23 protein-coding genes are annotated in these 21,012 nt (G+C 64.4%); 11 read left to right on the top strand and 12 right to left on the bottom strand.

What is annotated here, in order from left to right:
- Positions 1-386 (top strand): nuclear transport factor 2 family protein (locus BACI349Y_RS10000; protein ID WP_236560789.1); only part of this gene is annotated, 386 nt, incomplete at its 5' end.
- A gap of 28 nt (positions 387-414) precedes the next feature.
- On the opposite strand, the gene BACI349Y_RS09995 is transcribed toward BACI349Y_RS10000, so the two are convergent.
- The 3 genes from BACI349Y_RS09995 to BACI349Y_RS09985 are packed head-to-tail and all read right to left on the bottom strand — an operon-like array spanning position 415 to position 3,520.
- On the bottom strand, positions 415-1,566 hold the full coding sequence (locus BACI349Y_RS09995) for an FAD-dependent oxidoreductase (protein ID WP_159631969.1): 1,152 nt from the start codon (positions 1,564-1,566) through the stop codon (positions 415-417).
- Between the two features lies 1 nt (position 1,567).
- Positions 1,568-2,263: a class I SAM-dependent methyltransferase gene (locus BACI349Y_RS09990; protein ID WP_159631968.1), complete on the bottom strand. Its 696-nt coding sequence runs from the start codon at positions 2,261-2,263 to the stop codon at positions 1,568-1,570.
- Positions 2,264-2,278: 15 nt separating this feature from the next.
- Positions 2,279-3,520 (bottom strand): type III polyketide synthase, encoded by a 1,242-nt coding sequence (locus BACI349Y_RS09985; protein ID WP_159635496.1) that lies wholly within the window; start codon positions 3,518-3,520, stop codon positions 2,279-2,281.
- A 641-nt stretch (positions 3,521-4,161) separates the two neighbouring features.
- On the opposite strand from BACI349Y_RS09985, the gene BACI349Y_RS09980 reads away from it, so the two are divergent.
- The 3 genes from BACI349Y_RS09980 to BACI349Y_RS09970 all read left to right on the top strand — a co-directional run bounded on the left by BACI349Y_RS09980 (position 4,162) and on the right by BACI349Y_RS09970 (position 5,276).
- Complete coding sequence (locus tag BACI349Y_RS09980; protein WP_159631967.1) at positions 4,162-4,389, top strand: hypothetical protein; 228 nt, start codon at positions 4,162-4,164, stop codon at positions 4,387-4,389.
- 73 nt (positions 4,390-4,462) lie between these two features.
- Complete coding sequence (locus tag BACI349Y_RS09975; protein ID WP_159631966.1) at positions 4,463-4,873, top strand: DUF3054 domain-containing protein; 411 nt, start codon at positions 4,463-4,465, stop codon at positions 4,871-4,873.
- Positions 4,874-4,994: 121 nt separating this feature from the next.
- Positions 4,995-5,276, top strand: a complete 282-nt coding sequence (locus tag BACI349Y_RS09970; protein WP_141160402.1) for an Lrp/AsnC family transcriptional regulator — start codon at positions 4,995-4,997, stop codon at positions 5,274-5,276.
- Between the two features lie 16 nt (positions 5,277-5,292).
- Here BACI349Y_RS09970 and trpD read toward each other — a convergent pair whose 3' ends face one another.
- Positions 5,293-6,348: an anthranilate phosphoribosyltransferase gene (trpD, locus tag BACI349Y_RS09965; RefSeq protein ID WP_159631965.1), complete on the bottom strand. Its 1,056-nt coding sequence runs from the start codon at positions 6,346-6,348 to the stop codon at positions 5,293-5,295.
- A 148-nt stretch (positions 6,349-6,496) separates the two neighbouring features.
- On the opposite strand from trpD, the gene ctaE reads away from it, so the two are divergent.
- The 4 genes from ctaE to qcrB all read left to right on the top strand — a co-directional run bounded on the left by ctaE (position 6,497) and on the right by qcrB (position 10,826).
- Positions 6,497-7,135 (top strand): aa3-type cytochrome oxidase subunit III, encoded by a 639-nt coding sequence (ctaE, locus tag BACI349Y_RS09960; protein WP_175318541.1) that lies wholly within the window; start codon positions 6,497-6,499, stop codon positions 7,133-7,135.
- 86 nt (positions 7,136-7,221) lie between these two features.
- Entirely contained in the window at positions 7,222-8,010 is a 789-nt protein-coding gene (gene qcrC / locus BACI349Y_RS09955) for a cytochrome bc1 complex diheme cytochrome c subunit (protein ID WP_159631964.1), read from the top strand.
- Positions 8,011-8,107: 97 nt separating this feature from the next.
- Entirely contained in the window at positions 8,108-9,178 is a 1,071-nt protein-coding gene (gene qcrA, locus BACI349Y_RS09950) for a cytochrome bc1 complex Rieske iron-sulfur subunit (protein ID WP_159631963.1), read from the top strand.
- Entirely contained in the window at positions 9,156-10,826 is a 1,671-nt protein-coding gene (gene qcrB, locus BACI349Y_RS09945; RefSeq protein ID WP_159631962.1) for a cytochrome bc1 complex cytochrome b subunit, read from the top strand. Before qcrA ends, qcrB begins: the two co-directional genes overlap by 23 nt.
- A gap of 111 nt (positions 10,827-10,937) precedes the next feature.
- On the opposite strand, the gene BACI349Y_RS09940 is transcribed toward qcrB, so the two are convergent.
- The gene (locus tag BACI349Y_RS09940; protein WP_159631961.1) at positions 10,938-11,708 is read right to left on the bottom strand and encodes a GntR family transcriptional regulator; all 771 of its coding nucleotides are present in this window, start codon (positions 11,706-11,708) and stop codon (positions 10,938-10,940) included.
- A 159-nt stretch (positions 11,709-11,867) separates the two neighbouring features.
- Between BACI349Y_RS09940 and BACI349Y_RS09935 the strand changes: the two genes are divergently transcribed.
- Positions 11,868-12,161, top strand: a complete 294-nt coding sequence (locus tag BACI349Y_RS09935; RefSeq protein WP_159631960.1) for an HPr family phosphocarrier protein — start codon at positions 11,868-11,870, stop codon at positions 12,159-12,161.
- Between the two features lie 76 nt (positions 12,162-12,237).
- Here BACI349Y_RS09935 and BACI349Y_RS09930 read toward each other — a convergent pair whose 3' ends face one another.
- The 5 genes from BACI349Y_RS09930 to BACI349Y_RS09910 all read right to left on the bottom strand — a co-directional run bounded on the left by BACI349Y_RS09930 (position 12,238) and on the right by BACI349Y_RS09910 (position 17,462).
- A complete protein-coding gene (locus tag BACI349Y_RS09930) occupies positions 12,238-12,639 on the bottom strand; it encodes a cytochrome c oxidase subunit 4 (RefSeq protein WP_159631959.1) in 402 nt (133 codons plus the stop codon).
- Complete coding sequence (gene ctaD, locus BACI349Y_RS09925; RefSeq protein ID WP_159631958.1) at positions 12,636-14,363, bottom strand: aa3-type cytochrome oxidase subunit I; 1,728 nt, start codon at positions 14,361-14,363, stop codon at positions 12,636-12,638. Before ctaD ends, BACI349Y_RS09930 begins: the two co-directional genes overlap by 4 nt.
- A 10-nt stretch (positions 14,364-14,373) precedes the next feature.
- On the bottom strand, positions 14,374-15,246 hold the full coding sequence (ctaC, locus tag BACI349Y_RS09920) for an aa3-type cytochrome oxidase subunit II (protein WP_159631957.1): 873 nt from the start codon (positions 15,244-15,246) through the stop codon (positions 14,374-14,376).
- Positions 15,247-15,431: 185 nt separating this feature from the next.
- Positions 15,432-15,818, bottom strand: coding sequence for a HesB/IscA family protein (locus tag BACI349Y_RS09915; RefSeq protein ID WP_159631956.1), 387 nt, complete (start codon positions 15,816-15,818; stop codon positions 15,432-15,434).
- Between the two features lie 183 nt (positions 15,819-16,001).
- Positions 16,002-17,462 (bottom strand): dipeptidase, encoded by a 1,461-nt coding sequence (locus BACI349Y_RS09910; protein ID WP_159631955.1) that lies wholly within the window; start codon positions 17,460-17,462, stop codon positions 16,002-16,004.
- Positions 17,463-17,554: 92 nt separating this feature from the next.
- Here BACI349Y_RS09910 and BACI349Y_RS09905 point away from each other — a divergent pair, with 92 nt between their 5' ends.
- Positions 17,555-18,157, top strand: a complete 603-nt coding sequence (locus BACI349Y_RS09905) for a DUF3043 domain-containing protein (protein ID WP_159631954.1) — start codon at positions 17,555-17,557, stop codon at positions 18,155-18,157.
- Positions 18,158-18,255: 98 nt separating this feature from the next.
- On the opposite strand, the gene BACI349Y_RS09900 is transcribed toward BACI349Y_RS09905, so the two are convergent.
- Positions 18,256-19,326, bottom strand: a complete 1,071-nt coding sequence (locus tag BACI349Y_RS09900) for a quinone-dependent dihydroorotate dehydrogenase (protein ID WP_159631953.1) — start codon at positions 19,324-19,326, stop codon at positions 18,256-18,258.
- A gap of 93 nt (positions 19,327-19,419) precedes the next feature.
- Here BACI349Y_RS09900 and BACI349Y_RS09895 point away from each other — a divergent pair, with 93 nt between their 5' ends.
- Positions 19,420-20,385 (top strand): alpha/beta hydrolase, encoded by a 966-nt coding sequence (locus tag BACI349Y_RS09895; RefSeq protein WP_159631952.1) that lies wholly within the window; start codon positions 19,420-19,422, stop codon positions 20,383-20,385.
- On the opposite strand, the gene uppS is transcribed toward BACI349Y_RS09895, so the two are convergent.
- The coding region (gene uppS, locus BACI349Y_RS09890; RefSeq protein WP_159631951.1) for a polyprenyl diphosphate synthase at positions 20,382-21,012 on the bottom strand (631 nt) is incomplete at its 5' end. The two genes, BACI349Y_RS09895 and uppS, sit on opposite strands and share 4 nt — an antisense overlap.

Below are 21,012 nucleotides of genomic sequence, written 5' to 3'. Positions count from 1 at the left end.
CCCCGCTGGAACACGTCCTTGAATTCATCCGGGTCCTTGAGTCGGGTGGCGGGGCAGCGGACATCCGGCCGTTCCTCTCTGCAGAGTTCGTGCTGACGGAAGCACCGCACCTGTTGGCCCCGGAAGGCTCCACGCGGACGCTGGCGGCGGTGCTGGCCGGTGCTGACCAGAGCCGCGACGTGGTGGAGGACCAGCAGTTCACTGTCCGGCGGACCACATGTGAAGGCGGCCGGGTGGTGGTGGAGGCGGATTGGTCTGCCACGGTGCTGATGGATCTGCGGTATTGGGACCGCGGCGAGACAATCCGGGCCAGGACCTCGTCCGTCTTCGAGGTCAGCAACGGCGTGATCGTGAGCCAGGACAGCTACGACTGCTACTTCCGGTAACCCGGCAAACTGGTCGGTGGTGTGGCCCCTAGTTCATGGTAAAACGCCTGGCGGCCCACTGGTTCACTGCCGGAATTGCGGCGGCCGCGGCAACACCGGCGGTACGCATCCGCAGGAGCGGGCCCGGCAGCGGCCTGCCCAGCATCATGTTGATTTCGGCCTGCCGGCGGGCCAGGACGGCAGCCCGCCGCCGGCTCTGCTCGAAGTCCCTGAGTTGAGTGCCCGGATCTTCACCGGTCAGTGCCGCGCAGGCCACCGGCACCAGGTCCCGGGCGCCCAGCCAACCGAGGTTCATGCCCTGGCCACCAATGGGGCTGATCTCATGGGCGGCATCGCCGAGCAGCACCGTCCGTCCGGCGACGGTCCGTTGGGCGATTCCGGACTGCACGTTGAAGGCACTGAGCATGGAGTTCGTGGCCGGATCCGGGCGAATCCCGGTCCTCCGGTGCACCAGCTCCGCAAGGTGGCCGGCCCCTGCCGCCGGTCCGGCCGGGGCGCCCAGCCGCACCACCCAGCGCCGGACGCCACCGGGCAGCGGGAAGGACTCAACGATTCCGTCCGGTTCAAGGAACAGGACAGCTTTGTCCCCGTAGTCCGTGCCGTCGTCGAAATCCCCCATGAGGTAGTGGTCGGGATACGTCTTCCGGACCATCGGGACCCCGAGCGCATCCCGCAGCCGTGACCGGGCACCGTCGGCCAGGACCAGCAAAGCCCCCGTCGCACTGCGGCCGGGACGCGTGGCACCCGCGGCGGCATCCACTGCGACGGTGACCGTGCCGGCGTCGTCCCTGACACCGGTGACTTTCGCACCCCTGACAATTGCCCCGGGGTCCAGGGCGAGGACGCGCTCTTCCAGGAGCTGCTCCGTCCTGTACTGCGGGAGTGCCAGCACGAACGGAAAGTCCCTGGAGACGTCGTCGAACGCCATGATGCCCACCGTCTTCCCGCGGCTCACCGCCATGCCGGACCGGATGCGGACACCCTCCTGCACCATGGCAGAGGCCACGTGTACGGCGGCCAGGGCCTCCAGGGCCGGCGGGTGGATGCCGATGGCCCGGGTATGCCGGTTCCGCTGCTGCCGTTGTTCAAAGACCCTTACCGAAACGCCTTCCTGCAGCAGGGCGGCCGCCAGGTACAGGCCCACGGGACCGCCGCCGGCGATCAGGACATCGGCATCCATCTCAGCCCTTCCGGTAGGCCAGGACCTGGTGGAAGACCGATGAGTGCTCCACGGACCAGCCCGGGGGAGCGGCTGCGGCAAGCTCGGCACGCGTGTAGCTGCGGCGGATGGACGTCAGCCCGTCTTCCCGGATGAAGGATTTCCGGAACGGCAGGGCGGCCACACCGAAGAGGGAGAATGCGATGGTGCTGCGGATGAGATCGTTGTGCAGCGCCTTGTGGCCGGCAAGGGTTTCCGAGTCTGCCAGCAGTTGCTTGAGCTCCCCGGACTGGAGGTGGTGCAGCACGTGGTTGGAGATCACGACGTCGAACCTGGCACCTTCGCGGACCAGGTCACCGCTGTGCGCCTGGCGGAATTCGACGCCGGGCATGGCGGCGCGCCGGCTGGCGAAGGCGTCAGCGCGGGGATCCGGATCGATGCCGGTCACGTGCATGGACGTGCCGTCCCGGTGTGCCCAGCGGGCCAGCATGATGGCGAGGTCGCCACCGCCCGACCCGATGTCCAGCACGGTCACGGGGCTTTGGTCCGGTTTGACGATGGTGCGCAGCTCCCTGCTGTACAGGCCCCGCCAGCCGGACAACACGCGGTTGATGACCCAAAACTGCCGGTAGGTATTGTCCAGGAGCTTTTCATCGCAGTCCGTGCGGTCCATCTGCTCGATGTCCCCGGCGGCGCGCGTTCGCAGCAGAATCCCCATGCCCTTGTGTCCTTGTCAGGCCACGGGTGCTTCTGCGGGCGTCCGGTCCTGGCGGGGCTCCGGTGCGAATCCGGCAGCGTGGTCCTGCCGTGCGGGGTCCTGGGTTGCGGCGATTGACTGCCGGAGCTTGGTGAACAGCCCCGTTTCCACGGTCAGTCCCGGGCCGAAAGCCATGGAACAGATACGCCCGCCACCGTTGGAATCCCCGGGCAGCAGCGGCTGTTCCAGGATGTATTTGAGGACAAAGAGCACCGTGGCACTGCTCATGTTGCCGTAGTTCCGGAGGATGTCCCGGGCCGGAACCAGTTGCGCGTCGCTGAGGCCAAGCCGGGACTGGACCTTGTCAAGGATGCTGCGGCCACCGGGGTGGATGGCCCAGTGGGGGATCGCGGTGTAGGGGAGTGCTTCCAATTCCGGGTCCTTTGCCAGCAGTGGCTGCAGGGCACCCACGATGTGGTCATCGATGATGTGGGGCACATAGGTGCCCAGGACCATCTCGAACCCATGGTCGCCGATGTTCCATGCCATGGAGTCCTCACCGACCGGGGTCAGGACTGTTTCGAAGTGGTCCAGCTTCAGCAGCGCGGCTTCTTCCGCGCCGGGGCGTGCGGTCACGACGGCGGCGGCGGCGCCATCGGCGAAAAGGGCCGAACCCATGATGGTGTCCGGATCATTGGACGTGCGTACGTGCAGGGAGCAGAGTTCGGCGCAGACCACCAGGACCACCGCGTCCGGGTCGGATTCACAGAACAACTTCGCAGCGCGGAGCGCCGGAAACGCCGCGTAGCAGCCCATGAAGCCCAGGTGATACCGCTGGACGGAAGGACTAAGCCCGAGCTCGCGCACCACCTTGTAGTCCGGGCCCGGATTGAAAAAGCCCGTGCACGACACCGTCACGAGGTGAGTTATGTCAAGTAAATCCAGTTCGGGAGCCGCCTGCAGGGCAGCGCGGGCAGCCTCAACGAACAGCTTGGTGGCTTCCCGGGCGAAGATGTCGTTGCGGACCTTGGTGCTGGGATTCAGCAGGAGCCCGGTGTCCGGGTCATAGAACTGAGGATTGTCCGAGCGTGAGGTGTTGGTGAGTTCGCTGACTGCCGTGAATCTCGTGTCTATGGCTGCGCCGTCAAAGCAGGTGGTGACCAGGCGTGAACCAAGCCGGGAAAGACCCGGCTGCGCGGCGAATACATCACGGGCTTCGGACTGGATCAGCTTTGTCGTCGGAACTGCAGTTTCAAGTGAACGCACGTAGACCGTCATCACGTCATTCTTGACGTGCGCTTTGATTATGACAATGGTCCCGGCGGAATTGAACAGCGGTTTCGCCATGCAATTGTCCCGGGAAGCAGGCGCAAGTGTCCTGGATTGCAGGGCCTGGATTGCTTCGCATCCTGCCCCGCTCCGAGCCTCATCCCATTGCGCCGATAATCTACATTATGTCAAGTATTGTTTCGAGCGCTGCTGGTAGAAGCCATTCCGGCGAGATCCCCCGCGCTGGTGGTCAATGACGCCTTTGCATCGAGGCCCCGACCACAGCTCCGACTCCGAGCCCCAACGCAAAGCCCCAGAATGGCGTGTGGAAAATCGCCAGCCCCAGGCTGATTCCCACGGCTGCGCCCACCAGGCTGCAAATCCATAAGGCATTGTTCACGATCTCTCCGTTATGGGCGGGTGGGCTCAACTACTGCAGCGACCTTACTTCATCCCTATCCGGTACATGCCTAAAAACGGGGAGATCCTCATCGAAATTGGGTAGCTCCCACCCATGCGCCACCGGCCTTGGGCGTCCTAACCTTTTGGACATGGCGGCAGGCCCACCCGGCCCACCGCGGGCGCGCGATGGGGCGGTCCCTGGATCCTCCTTTGGTCATGCAGCTACCTGCCCGGCTTGCCGTTCCGAGATGCGCGACGAAGCCCTGCGGCAGGCCCCCGGCAGACCCATTATTCTGCTGCGCCCCGCACCCGTCACGGTGCGTTCCATGCCGGCAAACGCCTTGGCCTACACCGTGACCGATGTCCTCATTGAGTGGGACGCGGACATGGATTACCACCTGCGGTGGGAGGCAAGCTGGCTTGTCCACCGGGTACAGGCAGCACACAAAGACCGCCACCTCCAGGAAGCGGTCTGACCGCCCGCTCCCCCACCCCGGGCACCGGGACGTCCCAACATGGCAGCCTCCCGTCGGCGGCTAAGCTCGAACCATGAGTTCGTTGAAAACCAAGCCTCCACAGACATCACCGGCACGGGCAGCAGTGGTGGCGGCAGCGGTGGATATGGTGCTGATCCTCGTTTTCGCCGCGATTGGCCGCGATGCACACCACCGTGAGGAGCCCATCCTCGGTGTGCTGTTGACTGCCTGGCCGTTCCTCGCCGGCGCGGCCGCCGGATGGATGATCGCCCGCGTATGGCGGAGCCCCTTCTCCATCACCCGGGCAGGGGTTCCAGTCTGGCTCGGAAGCCTGGTGGGCGGCATGCTCCTGCGGGCATTGACCGGGCAGACAGTTGTCCTGCCCTTCATCATCGTTGCCACGATTGCCCTGGCGGTGTTCCTTGTGGGCTACCGCCTCCTGCTGGCAGGCGCCTCACGCCTCCGCCGCAGGCCGGGCAGGTAGCGGGCACCAGAAGTTGGGCGGCAGGGTGGCGGCAGGGGAAACGGCACCCGTGTAATAGGCTGGCTGGAGAGAAAAGCCTGCCGTTCCCCAGTGCGGCGGCACCGATTGAAGGGGTACAGACGTGGTTACCGCATTTGTTCTGATCAAGACCGACGCCGCCCGCATTCCGGAGACGGCGGAAGAAATTTCGGCCATCGAAGGCATCAGCGAAGTGTATTCCGTCACCGGCGAATGGGACCTCATTGCGGTAGCCAGGGTCCGCAGGCATGAAGACCTCGCGGACGTCATTGCGGACAGGCTCTCGAAAGTTCCCGCCGTGGTCCACACCACCACCCACATCGCCTTCCGGGCGTACTCACAGCACGACCTCGACGCCGCCTTTTCGCTGGGTTTCGAACAGTAAGCCGGCAACCCGGCCGTTAGGCGCGGGAGAGGGACACCCAGCGGTCCAGGACGGCAGCGGCAGCACCGGAGTCGATCGAATGCGCGGCACGCGCGAAAGCCTCCTGCATCCGTGTCAGGAACGGGCCCTGTGCTTCGAGGTCGAACGCAACAAGGCCGGCCGCGGCGTTCAGCAGGACCGCATCCCGCGCGGGACCCTGGCTGCCGGCAAGGACGTCGCGGACGACTCCCGCGTTGGCCGCCGCATTGCCGCCGCGAAGCTGTTCAACAGTAGCCAGGCTGATGCCGAGGTCCTGCGGCGAGAAGTGCAGTTCATTGACGGCTCCGTGCCGGATTTCCCACACGGTTGATGGGCCAGTGGTGGTCAGCTCGTCCAGGCCGTCGTTGCCACGGAAGACCAGTCCCCTGCTCCCCCGGCGGGCCAGGACGCCCGCCACCAGCGGCGCCATCCGAGCGTTCGCCACGCCCACCGCCGAAGCCTGGACATTGGCGGGGTTGGTCAGCGGTCCCAGGAAATTGAACGCAGTGGGCACTGCCAGCTCCCGCCGGGGCACGGCGGTGTGGCGGAATGACGGGTGGAACACCTGCGCGAAGCAGAACGTGATTCCCGCCTCTTCAGCGTTCCGGGCCACCCGGGCGATAGGCAGGTCAAGCCGGACACCGAGCGCTTCAAGAACGTCAGCAGACCCGGACGACGACGACGACGCCCGGTTGCCGTGCTTAACCACCTTCGCGCCGGCCCCGGCAGCGACCAGGGCGGCCATGGTGGAGATGTTGATGGTGTTAAGTTGGTCACCACCCGTGCCGACGATGTCCAGTTTTTCCCCGGTGATTGTCACGGGGTTGGCGTGGGCGAGCATTGCCTCAACCAGGCCGGAAAGCTCGTCCACCGTCTCGCCTTTGGCGCTGAGGGCCACAAGGAATCCGGCAATCTGTGCAGGCGTGGCTTCACCGGACATGATGGTGTCCATGGCCCAGGAGGTGTTCTCCGCAGTGAGGTCATTGCCCTTGATCAGGGCCGAGATCAACCGGGGCCAGGTGTTGCCGGACGCTGTAGTTGCCTGAGAAGTCACTTGCTGATGCTATCGACCGACGGCGGCCACTGACCAATGTGAACGGTTGCGGGAACTTTTCCCGGCGATTTCGCGTCTTTGTAGAAAAAGTCCCCCGAAAAGGCGGTTTGCGTTGGGCAGCACGGACTTTTACAGACATAATGTCTATGTGACATCTGCGACCCATGCCCCCAGTACCCCGGCGCACCCCACGCTGAACCGCCCCAATATGGTTTCTGTTGGAACCGTTGTGTGGCTGTCCAGCGAGTTGATGTTCTTCGCCGGTCTCTTCGCCATGTACTTCACTCTGCGCTCCACCAGTGGGCAGATGTGGGCGGAAGAGACAGCCAAGCTCAACTTCCCCTTTGCGCTCGTAAACACGATCGTCCTCGTGGCCAGTTCCTTTACTTGCCAGATGGGCGTCTTCGCCGCAGAGCGGCTGCAGCCGCGGCGCACCGGAGGTGCACTGCAGTTCGCCCGCTGGGGAATGAACGAATGGTTCACCCTGACGTTCCTCATGGGCGCGTTCTTCGTTGCCGGCCAGACCACCGAGTACGCAATGCTGGTTTCCGAGCACGTCTCGCTCTCCTCCAACGCTTATGGCTCGGCCTTCTACATGACCACCGGCTTCCACGGCCTCCACGTCATCGGCGGCCTGATTGCCTTCCTTCTCATCATGGGCCGGTCCTTCGCGGCGAAGAAGTTCGGGCATTTCGAAGCAACGTCCGCGATCGTCACCTCTTACTACTGGCACTTCGTTGACGTCGTGTGGATTGGCCTCTTCCTGGTCATCTACGTACTCAAGTAGCCAGCTTTGATTCTTTTTCTACAAGAGGCAGAATTTCAGGTAGCGGCTCCCGGAGCCGGCGCAGGATCGAATAAAGGAACCACCACGTGAAGGCACTCTCACAAAAGCGGCGTCACCCACTTGCAGCAATAGCGCTGCTTCTGATGGGGCTCCTCATCACGGGTGGGCTGTACGCCGTGGCAACCACCGTCAACCAGGCCAAGGCTTCGACCACCACATTCAGCGCAAGCGACACAGAGGAGGGCGGCAAGCTCTTCGCCGCCAACTGCGCCACCTGCCACGGCATGGGCGCCAGTGGTTCCAAGGATGGCCCCTCGCTGGTGGGTGTCGGTGCAGCCGCTGTTGATTTCCAGGTGGGCACCGGCCGCATGCCGATGCAGATGAACGGCCCCCAGGCCATGAAGAAGCCCGTCCAGTTCAATGACGAGCAGACCCACCAGCTTGCAGCCTACGTCGCCTCCCTGGGAGCCGGCCCGGCAGTTCCTGCAGAAGACCTGACAAACGGCGGCGGCAATGCAGCTGCCGGCGGTGAGCTCTTCCGGACCAACTGCGCCATGTGCCACAACGCCGCCGCTGCCGGTGGCGCGCTGACCCGCGGCAAGTTCGCACCCGCCCTTGCCGATGTATCCGGCAAGCACATCTACGAGGCCATGGTCACGGGCCCGCAGAACATGCCGGTCTTCAACGACGCGAACATCACTCCTGAAGGCAAGAAGGACATCATCACCTTCCTGAAGCAGATCGAGACCACCGGTTCACCGGGCGGTGCCGACCTCGGCTCGCTGGGTCCGGTTGCTGAAGGCCTGTTCGTTTGGGTTGCCGGTCTTGGCGTCATCATCGCCTTCACCATCTGGCTCACCTCCAGGACGTCCTGACGTTCCGCAGGAACACACACTTCTGCTGCCCTGTCAGCAGCTTGAAATTAGAAACTAACCCGGCAAATGCCGGGACGAGAGAAGGATGAGGCGAATTATGGGCAACCATAGTGACGGCAGTCCGAACCACTCGGGCACCGTAGCTACGGCTGGTCAGAATGAGGTGGAGAAGTTCCAGGATCCTGGAATTCCCCCGCATCGTTTGCGCCTGGCTGACACGGACCCGAAGGCCGCAAAGCGGGCAGAACGGCAGGTCGCCTTACTATTTGGCATTTCTGTTGTTGGAACCCTGATCTTCCTGGTGGCGTACTTCGCCATTGATCTGGGTGATGACTCCAGCATCGCCACCATCCGGCTCCAGAACGCCCTGCTCGGCGTTGGCACTGCCTTCGCAATGCTGGGTATCGGTACCGGTATCGTGCACTGGGCCAAGGCCCTGATGCCCGACCACGAAGTCTCCGAGGAACGCCACGCCATCCGTTACGAAGAGGACCGCCAGGCTGCGGTGCGCATCGTTGACGACATCGTGGAAGAGACCGGCATCAAGCGCCGCCCGCTGATCCGCAACACCCTCCTGGGTGCGGTCGCACTTGCCCCGCTTCCCGCCGTCGCCATCTTCGGTGACCTCGGACCCCGCCCTGACGACAAGCTCGCGCACACCATGTGGGCTCCCCAGGACGGAAAGCGCAAGCGCCTTACCCGCGACCCCGATGGAACCCCCATCAAGGCCTCGGACGTCACCATCGGTTCCGCCTTCCACGTCATTCCCGAGGGCCTGAACGAACTGCAGGAGGGCAAGCTCAACGAGAAGGCAAAGTCCGTTGTGCTCCTCATGCGCCTCGATCCCGCGTCGCTGAACCCCTCCAAGGGCCGCGAAGAATGGGGTTACAACGGAATCGTTGCCTACTCCAAGATCTGCACCCACGTTGGCTGCCCCGTTGCTCTGTACGAGCAGCAGACGCACCACCTGCTGTGCCCGTGCCACCAGTCCACCTTCGACCTCACGCAAGAGTGCAAGGTGATCTTCGGCCCCGCCAGCCGTCCTCTCCCCCAGCTGCCCATCGCAGTTGATGACGAGGGCTACCTCGTCGCTACCAGCGACTTCCATGAACCCGTAGGACCAAGTTACTGGGAGCGTGATTCGCATGAGCGCAGCATCAACAGCTGAGCCGGCATTCGTCGCCAAAACCAAGGCAGGCCGGATCACCGACTTTGTCGACTCACGAGTTGGCGGCTCCGGGATCCTCCGCGAGTTCGGCCGCAAGGTCTTCCCCGACCACTGGTCATTCATGTTCGGTGAAGTGGCGCTGTACTCCTTCGTCATCCTGCTGCTGTCCGGAACGTTCCTGACGTTCTTCTTTGATCCGTCCATGGCGGAGACCCACTACGACGGCGGCTACATTCCCCTCAAGGGCGTGGAAATGTCGGTAGCGTACAGCTCCTCGCTGAACATCTCCTTCGACATCCGCGGCGGACTGTTCATGCGCCAGGTGCACCACTGGGCAGCCCTGCTGTTCGTGGCATCCATCGCAGTCCACATGCTGAGGGTCTTCTTCACCGGCGCATTCCGCCGCCCGCGTGAAATGAACTGGGTGGTGGGCAGCGTCCTGCTGATCCTGGCCATGGCTGCAGGCTTCACCGGGTACTCGCTTCCCGATGACCTGCTGTCCGGCAACGGCCTGCGCATCATCGACGGCGTCATCAAGTCCATCCCGGTCATCGGAACGTACATCTCGTTCTTCCTGTTCGGCGGGGAATTCCCCGGCACGGCCATCATCAGCCGCCTCTACATGCTGCACATCCTGCTGGTGCCGGCGTTGATCCTGCTGATGATCGTCCTGCACCTGTTCATGGTCGTGGTGCACAAGCACACGCAGTACCCCGGCCCCGGCCGCAACGACAACAATGTTGTCGGTTACCCCCTGGGTCCTGTTTACGCAGCGAAAGCCGGTGGATTCTTCTTCATCGTCTTCGGCGTGATCGCCCTGATGGCGGCATTCTTCACCATCAACCCGATCTGGAACTACGGTCCGTACGACCCCTCCCCGGTGTCGGCCGGTACCCAGCCTGACTGGTACATCGGTTTCGTCGACGGTGCCCTGCGACTCATGCCCGGCACACTCGGCAACTGGCACGTGGAACAGATCTTCTTCGGCCACGTGTTCACGTTCAACGTGCTCCTCCCGGCCCTGGTCCCCGCTGGCATCCTGTTCACCGTGATGTTCACCTACCCGTGGATCGAGCGCTGGATCACCAAGGATGACCGCGAGCACCACGTCCTGGACCGTCCGCGCAACGCCCCGACCCGTACGGCCATCGGTGTTGCCGGATTCATCTGGTACTGCGTGATGTGGGCAGCTGCAGGTTCCGACCTCATTGCCACCCACTTCCACGTGTCCCTGAACGACGTCACGTACTGGCTCCGCGCCCTGTTCTTCGTCGGACCGATCATCGGCTTCATCGTTGCCAAGCGTGTTGCCCTTGCACTGCAGCGCAAGGACCGGGAAATCGCCCTGCACGGCCGCGAGACCGGCCGTATCGTCAGGCTCCCGCACGGCGAATTCATCGAGGTGCACGCCCCGCTGGATGAGTACAAGCGGTACAAGCTGGTTGGCTTCGAATCACCCCAGGTCATCCCGGCACTGCCCAACGAGCACGGTGTCGTAACCCGCAAGGAGAAGCGCCGCGCGTTCCTCTCCCGCTGGTTCTTCGAGGACCGCGTTGCTCCTGCTACCCCTGCAGAGCTTGAAGCAGCCCACGGCCACGGCCACGAGGCAGTTGAAGCAGCAGAGGGTTCCAAGAGCCTGACGCACTAAACGACGATTGATACAGGAAGGGCCCGATCCTATGGATCGGGCCCTTCCTGCTTTAAGAGTTCTCCTGCCTGCGCCGCAAACGGCCCCTGGCTGAGGCCTGCCGGCGTGCTGTCAGTGGTTGCGGGCGCGGCGGGCTCCGGGCCGCTGCAGTGGCACCCACAGCTTGTACCGGTCGGCCCTGTAGTAGGACACTGAATAGTCAACCATCGCCCTTGCCACAAAGGCGTGCCGCTGGATCTTCAGCAAGGGCGCACCCACCTCCACGTTGAGCAGGCGTGCCGTCGACGGGGAGGCGGCGGTCGCCTCAATCATGTCCTCGCCCCACTCCATCACCAGGCCAAACTGTTCGCTCAGGACGTTGTAGAGCGACGTGGGTGGCTCGCCGTCGAGCAGGCCCGGGACGCGGTGGGCCGGGATGAAGTTCTCGTCCACGCTCATCGGTTCCCCGTCGGCCAGCAGGAGCCTGCGGAACCGGACCAGGGGTGTGCCCTCGTCCAGCTGGAGTTCACGGGCCAGGAATGCGCTGGCGCCGATCTGCTCAAAGCTCAGCACCTTGGCAGCGGGCACCATGCCGCGCCTCTGCATCTCTTCGCTGTAGGACGTGAGCTTCACCTGCAGGTCGAGTTTCGGGCGCCGGACAAAGGTGCCCAGGCCCACTACGCGCTCGATGACCTCCTCCCCCACCAGGGCGTCGATGGCCTGCCGGACCGTCATCCTTGCCAGTCCAAACCGTTCGGCAAGGTCACGTTCTGATGGCAGCGCCGATCCGGGCGGGCACGACTGTGCGATGTAGCTCCGCAGGATCTCCCGAAGTTGCACGTAGATGGCCGTTCCGCTGGTGCGGTCTATTTCACCCGTGATTGCCGTGGCGCCAGCTGCCATGATCTTCTCCTGCCGTTGGTTTCCCCTCAATTTTAGGACGGTCTAGACCAGTCCCGGGACGCGGACGCTCTTTCGCGCGGCAGGCATGGCGGCCGCTATATTTGGTCTGGAAATTTTGCCAGCAGACGGATGGGGCCGTCTTTCGTATAAGGAGTCCCTTTGCCAACACAGAAGGCCGTGGTGGCAGCGCCGGTAGGCCTGCATGCACGTTCCGCCGCGGTATTTGTCCGGGCTGTCACCGATACAGGGCTTCCGGTCACCATCAGCAAGGCGGGCGCGGCGAAGGTGGACGCCCGGTCCCTGCTCCAGGTGATGGCCGCCGACTTTGCACAGGGGTGTGAGGTGGAGCTGTCCGTCAGCGAAGCCGCGCTCGAGGACGACCTGGGACGTGAAACCGTGGAGGCGGCCCTTCGGGACCTTCGCGTACTTTTGGAGTCCCAGGGGGCCGGCTGAGGGCCGTAAAAACCCCCTCACGACGTCGGGCCCCACCATATTGGTGGGGCCCGACGTCGTTATTCTTATTGCTTGCCTAGTGTGCGTGGTCTCCGCGGCTGTATTCGTACACCCAGCCGACGAGGGCTACGATGGCGATCCCGCCGGCGATGAAGATGACCCAGGCGCCAACTGCCAGGCCCAGGAAGCCAGTGGCGCAGGCGATACCCAGGACCAGGGGCCACCAGCTCCAAGGGCTGAAGTGCCCCTGTTCGCCGGCGCCCTCGTGGATTTCCGCATCGCTGCGGTCCTCGGGACGAAGGCCTACGCGCTTGCCGGTGAAGCCCAGGTAGGCGCCGATCATGCCGGCCAGGCCGGCCACGAGCAGGATGCCCAGGATGCCCACCCATTCGCTCCAGTTGGTCAGGAATCCGTAGACCAGCGAGACGGGAACGAAAAAGAAGACTCCGGAGCCAAAGATCCAGGATTCGATTTTCACTGTGCGGTGTCCTTCTGGTCGGCGTTGCCGAGTACTGCCGCTGCGGGAGCCGGCGAGTCAACGGTGTGGACTTGGCGGAGTTCCGGGTGGTGCAGGTCCAGGGCGGGACGTTCGGAACGGATCCGGGGCAGGGACGTGAAGTTGTGGCGCGGCGGCGGGCAGGACGTGGCCCACTCGAGCGAAGCACCGAAGCCCCACGGATCATCGACCTGGACCTTTTCGGCCTTGCGCCAGGTGATGTAGACGTTCCAGAAGAACGGGATGAGGGACGCGCCCAGCACGAAGGATGCGACGGTGGAGAACTGGTTCATCCACGTGAAGTTGTCCTCCACGAGGTAGTCCGCGTACCGGCGCGGCATGCCCTCGACGCCCAGCCAGTGCTGGATCAGGAAGGTGCCGTGGAAGCCCAGGAACAGCAGCCAGAAGTGGATCTTGCCCAGGCGCTCGTTGAGCATCTTGCCGGTCCACTTGGGCCACCAGAAGTAGAACCCGGCGAACATGGCGAACACCACGGTGCCGAACACCACGTAGTGGAAGTGCGCCACCACGAAGTAGGAGTCCGAAACGTGGAAGTCAAGCGGCGGCGAGGCCAGGATGATGCCGGTAAGACCACCGAAGAGGAAGGTGATCATGAAGCCGAGGCTCCACAGCATCGGCGTCTCGAAGGTCAGCGACCCGCGCCACATGGTGCCGATCCAGTTGAAGAACTTCACGCCGGTGGGCACTGCGATGAGCATGGTCATGAACGAGAAGAACGGCAGCAGGACGGCGCCGGTGACGTACATGTGGTGGGCCCACACCGTGACCGAGAGGGCCGCGATGGCGATCGTGGCGTAGACCAGGCCCTTGTAGCCGAAGATCGGCTTGCGGCTGAACACCGGGAAGATCTCCGAGACGATGCCGAAGAACGGCAGCGCGATGATGTACACCTCGGGGTGTCCGAAGAACCAGAACAGGTGCTGCCAGAGGACGGCACCGCCGTTCTCAGGATCGAAGATGTGTGCACCGAACTTGCGGTCCGCGCCGAGGGCGAACAGGGCGGCGGCCAGCGGCGGGAAGGCCATCAGAACCAGGATCGCGGTGATCAGGGTGTTCCAGGTGAAGATCGGCATACGCCACATGGTCATGCCCGGAGCACGCATGCAGATGATGGTGGTGATGAAGTTGACCGCACCGAGGATGGTGCCGAAGCCCGACAGGGCCAGGCCGAAGACCCACAGGTCTCCACCAATGCCCGGGGTGAACGTGGTGTTGGACAGCGGTGCGTAGGCGAACCAGCCGAAGGACGCAGCGCCCTGCGGCGTAATGAAGCCGGAGACGGCGATGGTGGAGCCGAACAGGAAGAACCAGAACGCCAGTGCGTTCAGACGCGGGAACGCGACATCGGGCGCGCCGATCTGCAGCGGCATGATCACGTTGGCGAACCCGGCGAACAGCGGGGTGGCGAACATCAGGAGCATTACGGTGCCGTGCATGGTGAACAGCTGGTTGTACTGTTCCTTGGTCTGCAGGATCTGCATGCCGGGCTCGAAGAGTTCCGCACGGATCAGCAGGGCCATGACGCCGCCGAGGCAGAAGAACACGAAGGACGCGATCAGGTACATGTACCCGATGGTCTTGTGGTCAGTGGAGGTGATCCAGTTGACGACGATGCGCCCCTTGGATTTGGGTACCACGGGAGCCGACAGGACCCCCGTGGGTGCGGATTGGGTGTACGTAGCCACGTCGCTCCCCTTACTTGGTTTCGTTCAGGTTCGGGTTGCGGTCGTACTCCACGCCGAGCAGGCCGGTGTTGCCTTCAGCCTTGAGCTGATCCATGTGGGCCTGGAATTCAGATTCCGACACCACCTTGACGCGGAACAGCATTTCGGAGTGGTACTCGCCGCAGAGTTCGGCACACTTACCGTCGTAGGTGCCCTCTTTAGTGGGGGTGAACCGGATGTAGTTGGTCTTGCCGGGAATCATGTCGCGCTTCTGCAGGAAGGCGGGAACCCAGAAGGAGTGGATGACATCGCGGGCGTTGAGCTCGAGGTCAACGGACTTGTTCACCGGCAGGTACAGCGTGGGGAGCTGTTCCTTGTCGATGGTGTTGCCGGTGAGGTGCGCCTGGACGCCGGCCTCGTGGAGGTCTTCCTGGATGACATCGCCGGACTTGTAGTTGAAGTCCCATGCCCACTGCTTGCCGCGGACGTCCACGACGACGTCGGCAGGCTGTGAGCGGTCATCGATGGCCTGCTGGTCACGGTCCGTGAAGTAGAAGAACACCAGGACCATGAAGATCGGGATGGTGAGGTAGAAGACTTCCAGCGGAAGGTTGAAGCTGGTCTGCCGCGGGAAGCCCACGGTTCCCTTGCGACGCCGGTAAGCGACCACGCACCAGATGATCAGGCCCCACGTGATGGCGCCGACCACGAGCGCAGCAATCCATGAGTTGACCCAGAGGTCCATGATGCGGTCGGTGTTGCTGGTGGTGCCACGTTCAGTGGGCATCCACCCTTTCTCTACCTCTGGCGAACATCCGGTCAAAACCAACGCGCCGGCTATAGCCAAGCTTGAGATCGTGGTGATCGTTTTGCGTCGGCTGCCGGTTCGGTTCTGCGAACTCACAGACGGCCCTTCCTACTTGTTGCTGTTGTCCGGGCAGCCATCGGCGCTCCGGGCACAAAAAAGTTTTACTACTCGGTGTAGAGCTTACCGCTCCCCCGGGCGTTTCGCCCACATGTCGGCGCCGAGCCCCCGTGCCGTTTTATGCGGCAGGAAGCCCGGCGCCGACATCAGGCGAAATAACCGGCCTAGTGGAATGAATCGCCGCAGGCGCACGAGCCGCCGGCGTTCGGATTGTCGATGGTGAAGCCCTGCTTCGAGATGGTGTCCTCGAAGTCGATGCTTGCGCCGCTCAGGTACGGCACGCTCATTTTGTCGACGACGACCTCGACTCCGTCAAAGTCGCGGACGGCGTCTCCGTCAAGGAGCCGCTCGTCGAAGTAGAGCTGGTAGATCAACCCTGAGCATCCGCCGGGCTGCACGGCCACGCGCAGGCGCAGGTCCGTGCGGCCTTCCTGCTCGAGGAGGCTGCGGACCTTGCCGGCGGCGACGTCGGTCAGGTTGACCTCGTGAACGGGCAGTTCGTCGCTGGCCACGGTGGTGGCGGTGCTGTTTTCGTTGGTTGAGGTGCTCATTGGCCTACCTTCTTAGGACGGTCTGGCGGCGTCGCCGTAACGGCGCCTGCCCCTACAAATACGGTATGGGCTATAGCTACATGCTACGCGCGGCAGTCCTGTAGCTCTAACTCCTGGCGTAACCGTCAAAGCACGCCGGTTGTTCCCTGGAAGCAGGGCGGCCGCCCGCACGCCGAAAGCTGCTCACTCCCCTGCGGTGAGGCCCTCGCTGTTCAACCGGGCCAGCATGAGCGCCTCCGCCAGAATGGCATTGCGGAAGTCACCGATGTGCAACGACTCATTGGCACTGTGGGCCCGCGAGTCCGGGTCCTCCACGCCTGTAACCAGGATCTGCGCGTTGGGATACAGGTCGGTGAGGTCGGCAATGAAGGGGATGGACCCGCCAATGCCGGTTTCCACGGCCGGAACCCCCCAGGCCTCCCCCAGTGCCCACATGGCCACCGTTGCCGCGGCGGATGACGTATCGGTCTGGAAGGGGTTGCCCGCCTCCCCCGGTGTGAAGACCACCTTTGCACCGAAGGGCGCGTTGGCCTCGACGTGCCTGCGCACCGCTTCCATGGCCTCCGCGGGAACCTGGCCCGGCGCCAGCCGCAGGCTGAACTTTGCCCGCGCACGTGGAAGCAGTGTGTTGGATGCCACGTCCACGGCGGGGGCATCGAAGCCGATGATTGACAGCGCCGGCTTGGTCCACAGCCGCGAGGCGATGCTTCCCGTTCCGGCAAGGCGGACGCCGTCGAGTACGGACGCGTCGGCCCGGTAGTCCGCCTCCGGCATCTCGACGGCAGCCGTGTCGGTGGCCACCAGCCCTTCGATGGCAACGTTTCCGTCGGCGTCGTGAAGTGTGGCAATCAGGCGGGACAGCAGAGTGGGCGCATCCAGGACCGGCCCACCGTACATGCCGGAGTGCACCGCATGGTCAAGTACCTGCACCTCGATGGTGCCGTCCACCAGGCCGCGAAGGCTGGTGGTCAGGGCCGGTATCCCGACTTTCCAGTTGCTGGAGTCAGCCACCACAATGACGTCGGCCCGCAGCAGTTCACGGTTCGCCTCCAGGAACGTCCGGAATGTGGGTGACCCCGCTTCTTCCTCGCCTTCGATAAAGAACGTCACGCCCAGCCCCAACGAGCCGGCGACGACCTCGGCAACGGCGGCGTAGGCGGCGACGTGGGCCATGATCCCGGCCTTGTCGTCCGCGGCGCCCCGGCCGTAAAGGCGTCCGTCTTTTTCGACGGCGGTGAAGGGCTCCGTTTCCCACAGGGATTCGTCGCCCACCGGCTGGACGTCATGATGGGCGTACAGCAGGACGGTGGGTTTTCCTTCGGCGGCAGGACGGCGGGCGACGACGGCCGGCCCACCGGGCGTACCGTCGGCTTTGTCCACGGTCAGCACCTGGACCTCTCCGATCCCGGCACCCCGAAGGAGTTCCGCGACGGCCTCGGCGCTTCGCTCCAGGGGGGTGCGCTCAAAGCTGGGCCAGGCAATCCCGGGGATGGCAACGAGCTCCTTGAGCCGTGCAAGTGTCTGGTCGAAGGAACGGTCTACCGCTGAACGAAGATCTTCCGTCCTTCCGGTAGCTTCAGGGCCTGGTCCTGCCGTGGTGGTGGTGGTGGTGCTGTGCGGGGTTGCCGCGGGTGATGGAGTCATGGCCAAAACATTACCCCCGTCACATTCGGGTGCCGGCCGGGGCAGGCGCGGAAGCAAGCAGCGGGCACGCCGCTGCAAGGTATTCTGGTCAGGTGTTCGGACGTAGAAAAGAAGCGCCCTCGGCGCAGGAAACCATAGACCAGCAGGCAGCGGAGGCAGCGGCGCGGCAGAACAGTGTGGCGGGCAAGGGCGCCCCGACCCCCACGCGGAAGGCCCAGGAGGCCGCCCGCAAGCGGCCGCTGGTGCCCGAGGACCGCAAGGCCTCCAAGGCCGCCGAACGCCAGGCCGTGCAGGACCAGCGCCTTAAGATGCGCCGGGCCCTGGACACCGGTGACGAGAAGTTCCTGCCGCTGCGCGACAAGGGGCCCCAGAAACGCTTCGCCCGCGACTTCGTGGACGCGCGTTTCAATCTCGGGGAATACCTGATGTTCGGTGCGTTGGTGTTCGTGCTGGTGTCCCTGGTGGTCCCGGCTTCCAGCGACATGATGATCTACGTCCTTGGCGCTTTCTGGGTCATGTTCCTGGCGGTCTTCGTGGACGTCTTCATTCTGTCCCGCAAGCTCCGCAAGCGCCTGGCGGAAAAGTTCGGGCAGGTGGAGGGCGGCACCGTCTGGTACGGTTCCATGCGGTCCCTGCAGTTCCGGAAGCTGCGGCTGCCCAAACCCCAGGTCCAGCGCGGACAGTACCCGGCCTGACCCCACAAAATTAAACAACAGACACCCCGGCGGAAATACCGCCGGGGTGTCTGGTTTAAAGCGCCTTCCCCGTCACGGGAGGCATCCGGCAGGGCGCGTCAGGACCGCCGCGTCCGCGCAAGCTGCTTGTTGATCCGTGCTGCCCAGAACGGGCCCTCGTAGAGGAAAGCGGTGTAACCCTGCACCAGGGTCGCGCCGGCGTCGAGCCTGTCCTGGACATCCCGGGCCGACTCCACGCCGCCCACCGACACGAGGGTCAGGGCGTCGCCGGTGGCGTGCTTGAGCCGCTTCAGCACCTCGAGGGAACGCTCCTTCAGGGGAGCGCCGGACAAGCCGCCTGCACCGCATTTCTCCACGTCTTCGGCCGGCGAGGACAGTCCTGCGCGGGCGATCGTGGTGTTGGTGGCAATGATGCCGTCCAGTTTCAGGTCCAAGGCAAGGCGCGCCACGTCGTCGATGTCCTCGTCGCTGAGGTCCGGTGCGATCTTTACCAGCAGCGGTACGTGTCGTCCGGCGGCGCGGTCAGCTTCCTGTCCTACGGCGGTCAGCAGCGGACGGAGCGTTTCCACGTCCTGGAGCAGCCTCAGTCCCGGGGTGTTGGGTGAACTGACGTTGACCACCAGGTAGTCGGCGGCGGGCGCCAGGCTGCGGGCGCTCACCAGGTAGTCGTCCACGGCGTCGGCAAGTTCCACCACCTTGGTTTTGCCGATGTTGACGCCGATGACCGGACGCACCGCCGGGTAGCGGCGCTGAAGCGCGGCCCGCGCGGCCTTCAGCCTGGGCGCAACGGCCGAGGCGCCGTCGTTATTGAAGCCCATCCGGTTGATGACGGCCCGGTCCTGGACCAGGCGGAACAGCCTCGGTTTTTCATTGCCCGGCTGTGCCTGCCCGGTGATGGTGCCGACTTCAATGTGCCCGAATCCAAGATCCGTGAGCGCATCTATGCCGTGCCCTTCCTTGTCAAAGCCGGCAGCCAACCCGAACGGCGACGGGAAAGTGACGCCAAAAGCGGTGGTCTGCAGGGACGGAGCAGGGGCGGTCAGCTTCTGCAGGACCCGTCCGGCGCCCGACGCATGCGCGAGACGGATGCCCTTGAATCCGATCTTGTGGGCGCGCTCGGCGTCCATCCATGAAAAGGCCAGCCTGAAGAAAGTGGGATAAACGCGCATGCCTCCAGTTTCCCGTCTCCGGGGGCGCCACACCAAAACGGAGAAGCTGCCCCACGGGCGGCGTGCCCCGGCGCGCCGGTCTAGCATGAGGTCATGCAGTGGCAGCAGGACATCCTGGGCGCGGATTTCGAGTCCCACACCTTCGCGGCCGCCGGCCCCGACGGGGTGGCACGGACGGCAACCCTGGTCCGGCTCCGGCCGGATCCGGACAGCCGCGCCGCCGACGGCCACCGCCGTGCCGTGCTTTTCCTGCATGGCTGGAGCGATTATTTCTTCAACGTGGACCTGGCGCGGTTCTGGGCCTCGGCCGGTTACGACTTCTACGCACTGGACATGCACAACCACGGACGGAGCCTGCGCCCGGAGGCTCCGGGCGGTTATGTGGCGGACCTCGCCGCCTACGACGCCGAAATCGAAGAAGCAGCCCGCATCATCCGCCGGGAGGGTGCGCCCGGACCGTTGGCGCTGATGGGCCATTCCACCGGGGGGCTGGTGGCGGCCCTGTGGAGCAGCGGGCATCCGGAAGCCGTTTCACTGCTGATCCTGAACAGCCCCTGGCTGGAGATGCACGGGAGTTCGCTGGTGCGGCGCGCCGCGTCCAGCATGGTCCGTCCCGTGGCCCGCTTCCGCCCGCAGGCGGTTCTCCGGCTCCCGGAGCGAGGCCACTACTGGCGCACCATCAGCAGCGCGGCCGACGGCGAGTGGCCGGTTGATGAGCGCTACCGGCCCCGCATGGCATTCCCGGTGCGCGCAGGCTGGCTGCGGGCGGTACTCGCCGGGCATGCCCGGGTGGCCCGCGGCCTGGAAATCGAGGCGCCGATTCTGGTCCTGCTCTCCAAGGGAAGCGCGAACGGCCTGCTCTGGTCCGAGGAAATGCGCCGCACCGATGCCGTCCTGGATGTGAATATCATCGGTACCCGCGCACTCACGCTGGGCCGCACGGTGACCATCGAGCGGATTGACGGTGCCCTGCACGACGTCTTCCTCTCGCCGGAGCCGATCCGCACCGATGCCTACTCGCGGCTGGCCCGGTGGCTCCGGGCCTATGGGCAGGGCTAACCCGCCTGGGGATCCGCCGGTGCAGCGGCTGCATCAACGGCACCGCCATACCGGCGGTCCCGCCTGGCATATTCTTCGACGGCGGCCCAGAGGGTCCGCCGGTCAACATCCGGCCACAGCGTGTCCATGAATACGAACTCCGCATACGCGGACTGCCAGAGCAGGAAGTTGGACAGCCTCTGCTCCCCCGAACTGCGCAGGAACAGGTCGACGTCGGGAAGATCGGGTTCATCCAGGTACTTCTGGATGGTCCGCTCGGTGATGGCGCCCGGCTTCAGCCTGCCGGCAGCGACGTCTTCGGCAATCGCGGACACGGCGTCGGTGATCTCGGCCCGGCCGCCGTAATTAACACACATGGTCAAATTACAAGTGGTATTTGCCACCGTGAACTGCTCGGCCTCCTCCAGCTCCCGGATGACCGAACCCCAAAGGCGCGGCCGGCGTCCCGCCCAGCGCACCCGGACACCCCAGTCATCCAGCTGGTTCCGCTGCCTTCGAAGCACGTCCTTGTTAAATCCCATCAGGAAGCGCACCTCCTCCGGTGAACGCCGCCAGTTTTCGGTGGAGAACGCATAGACGCTGACATATTCGATGCCGAGTTCGATGGCTCCTGCCATGACATCGATC

Source organism: Arthrobacter sp. 8AJ (genome assembly GCF_902506025.1).
Taxonomy (GTDB): domain Bacteria; phylum Actinomycetota; class Actinomycetes; order Actinomycetales; family Micrococcaceae; genus Arthrobacter.
The sequence above is the reverse complement of the archived record's forward strand: the minus strand, read 5'-3'. Positions and strand labels throughout refer to the sequence as shown.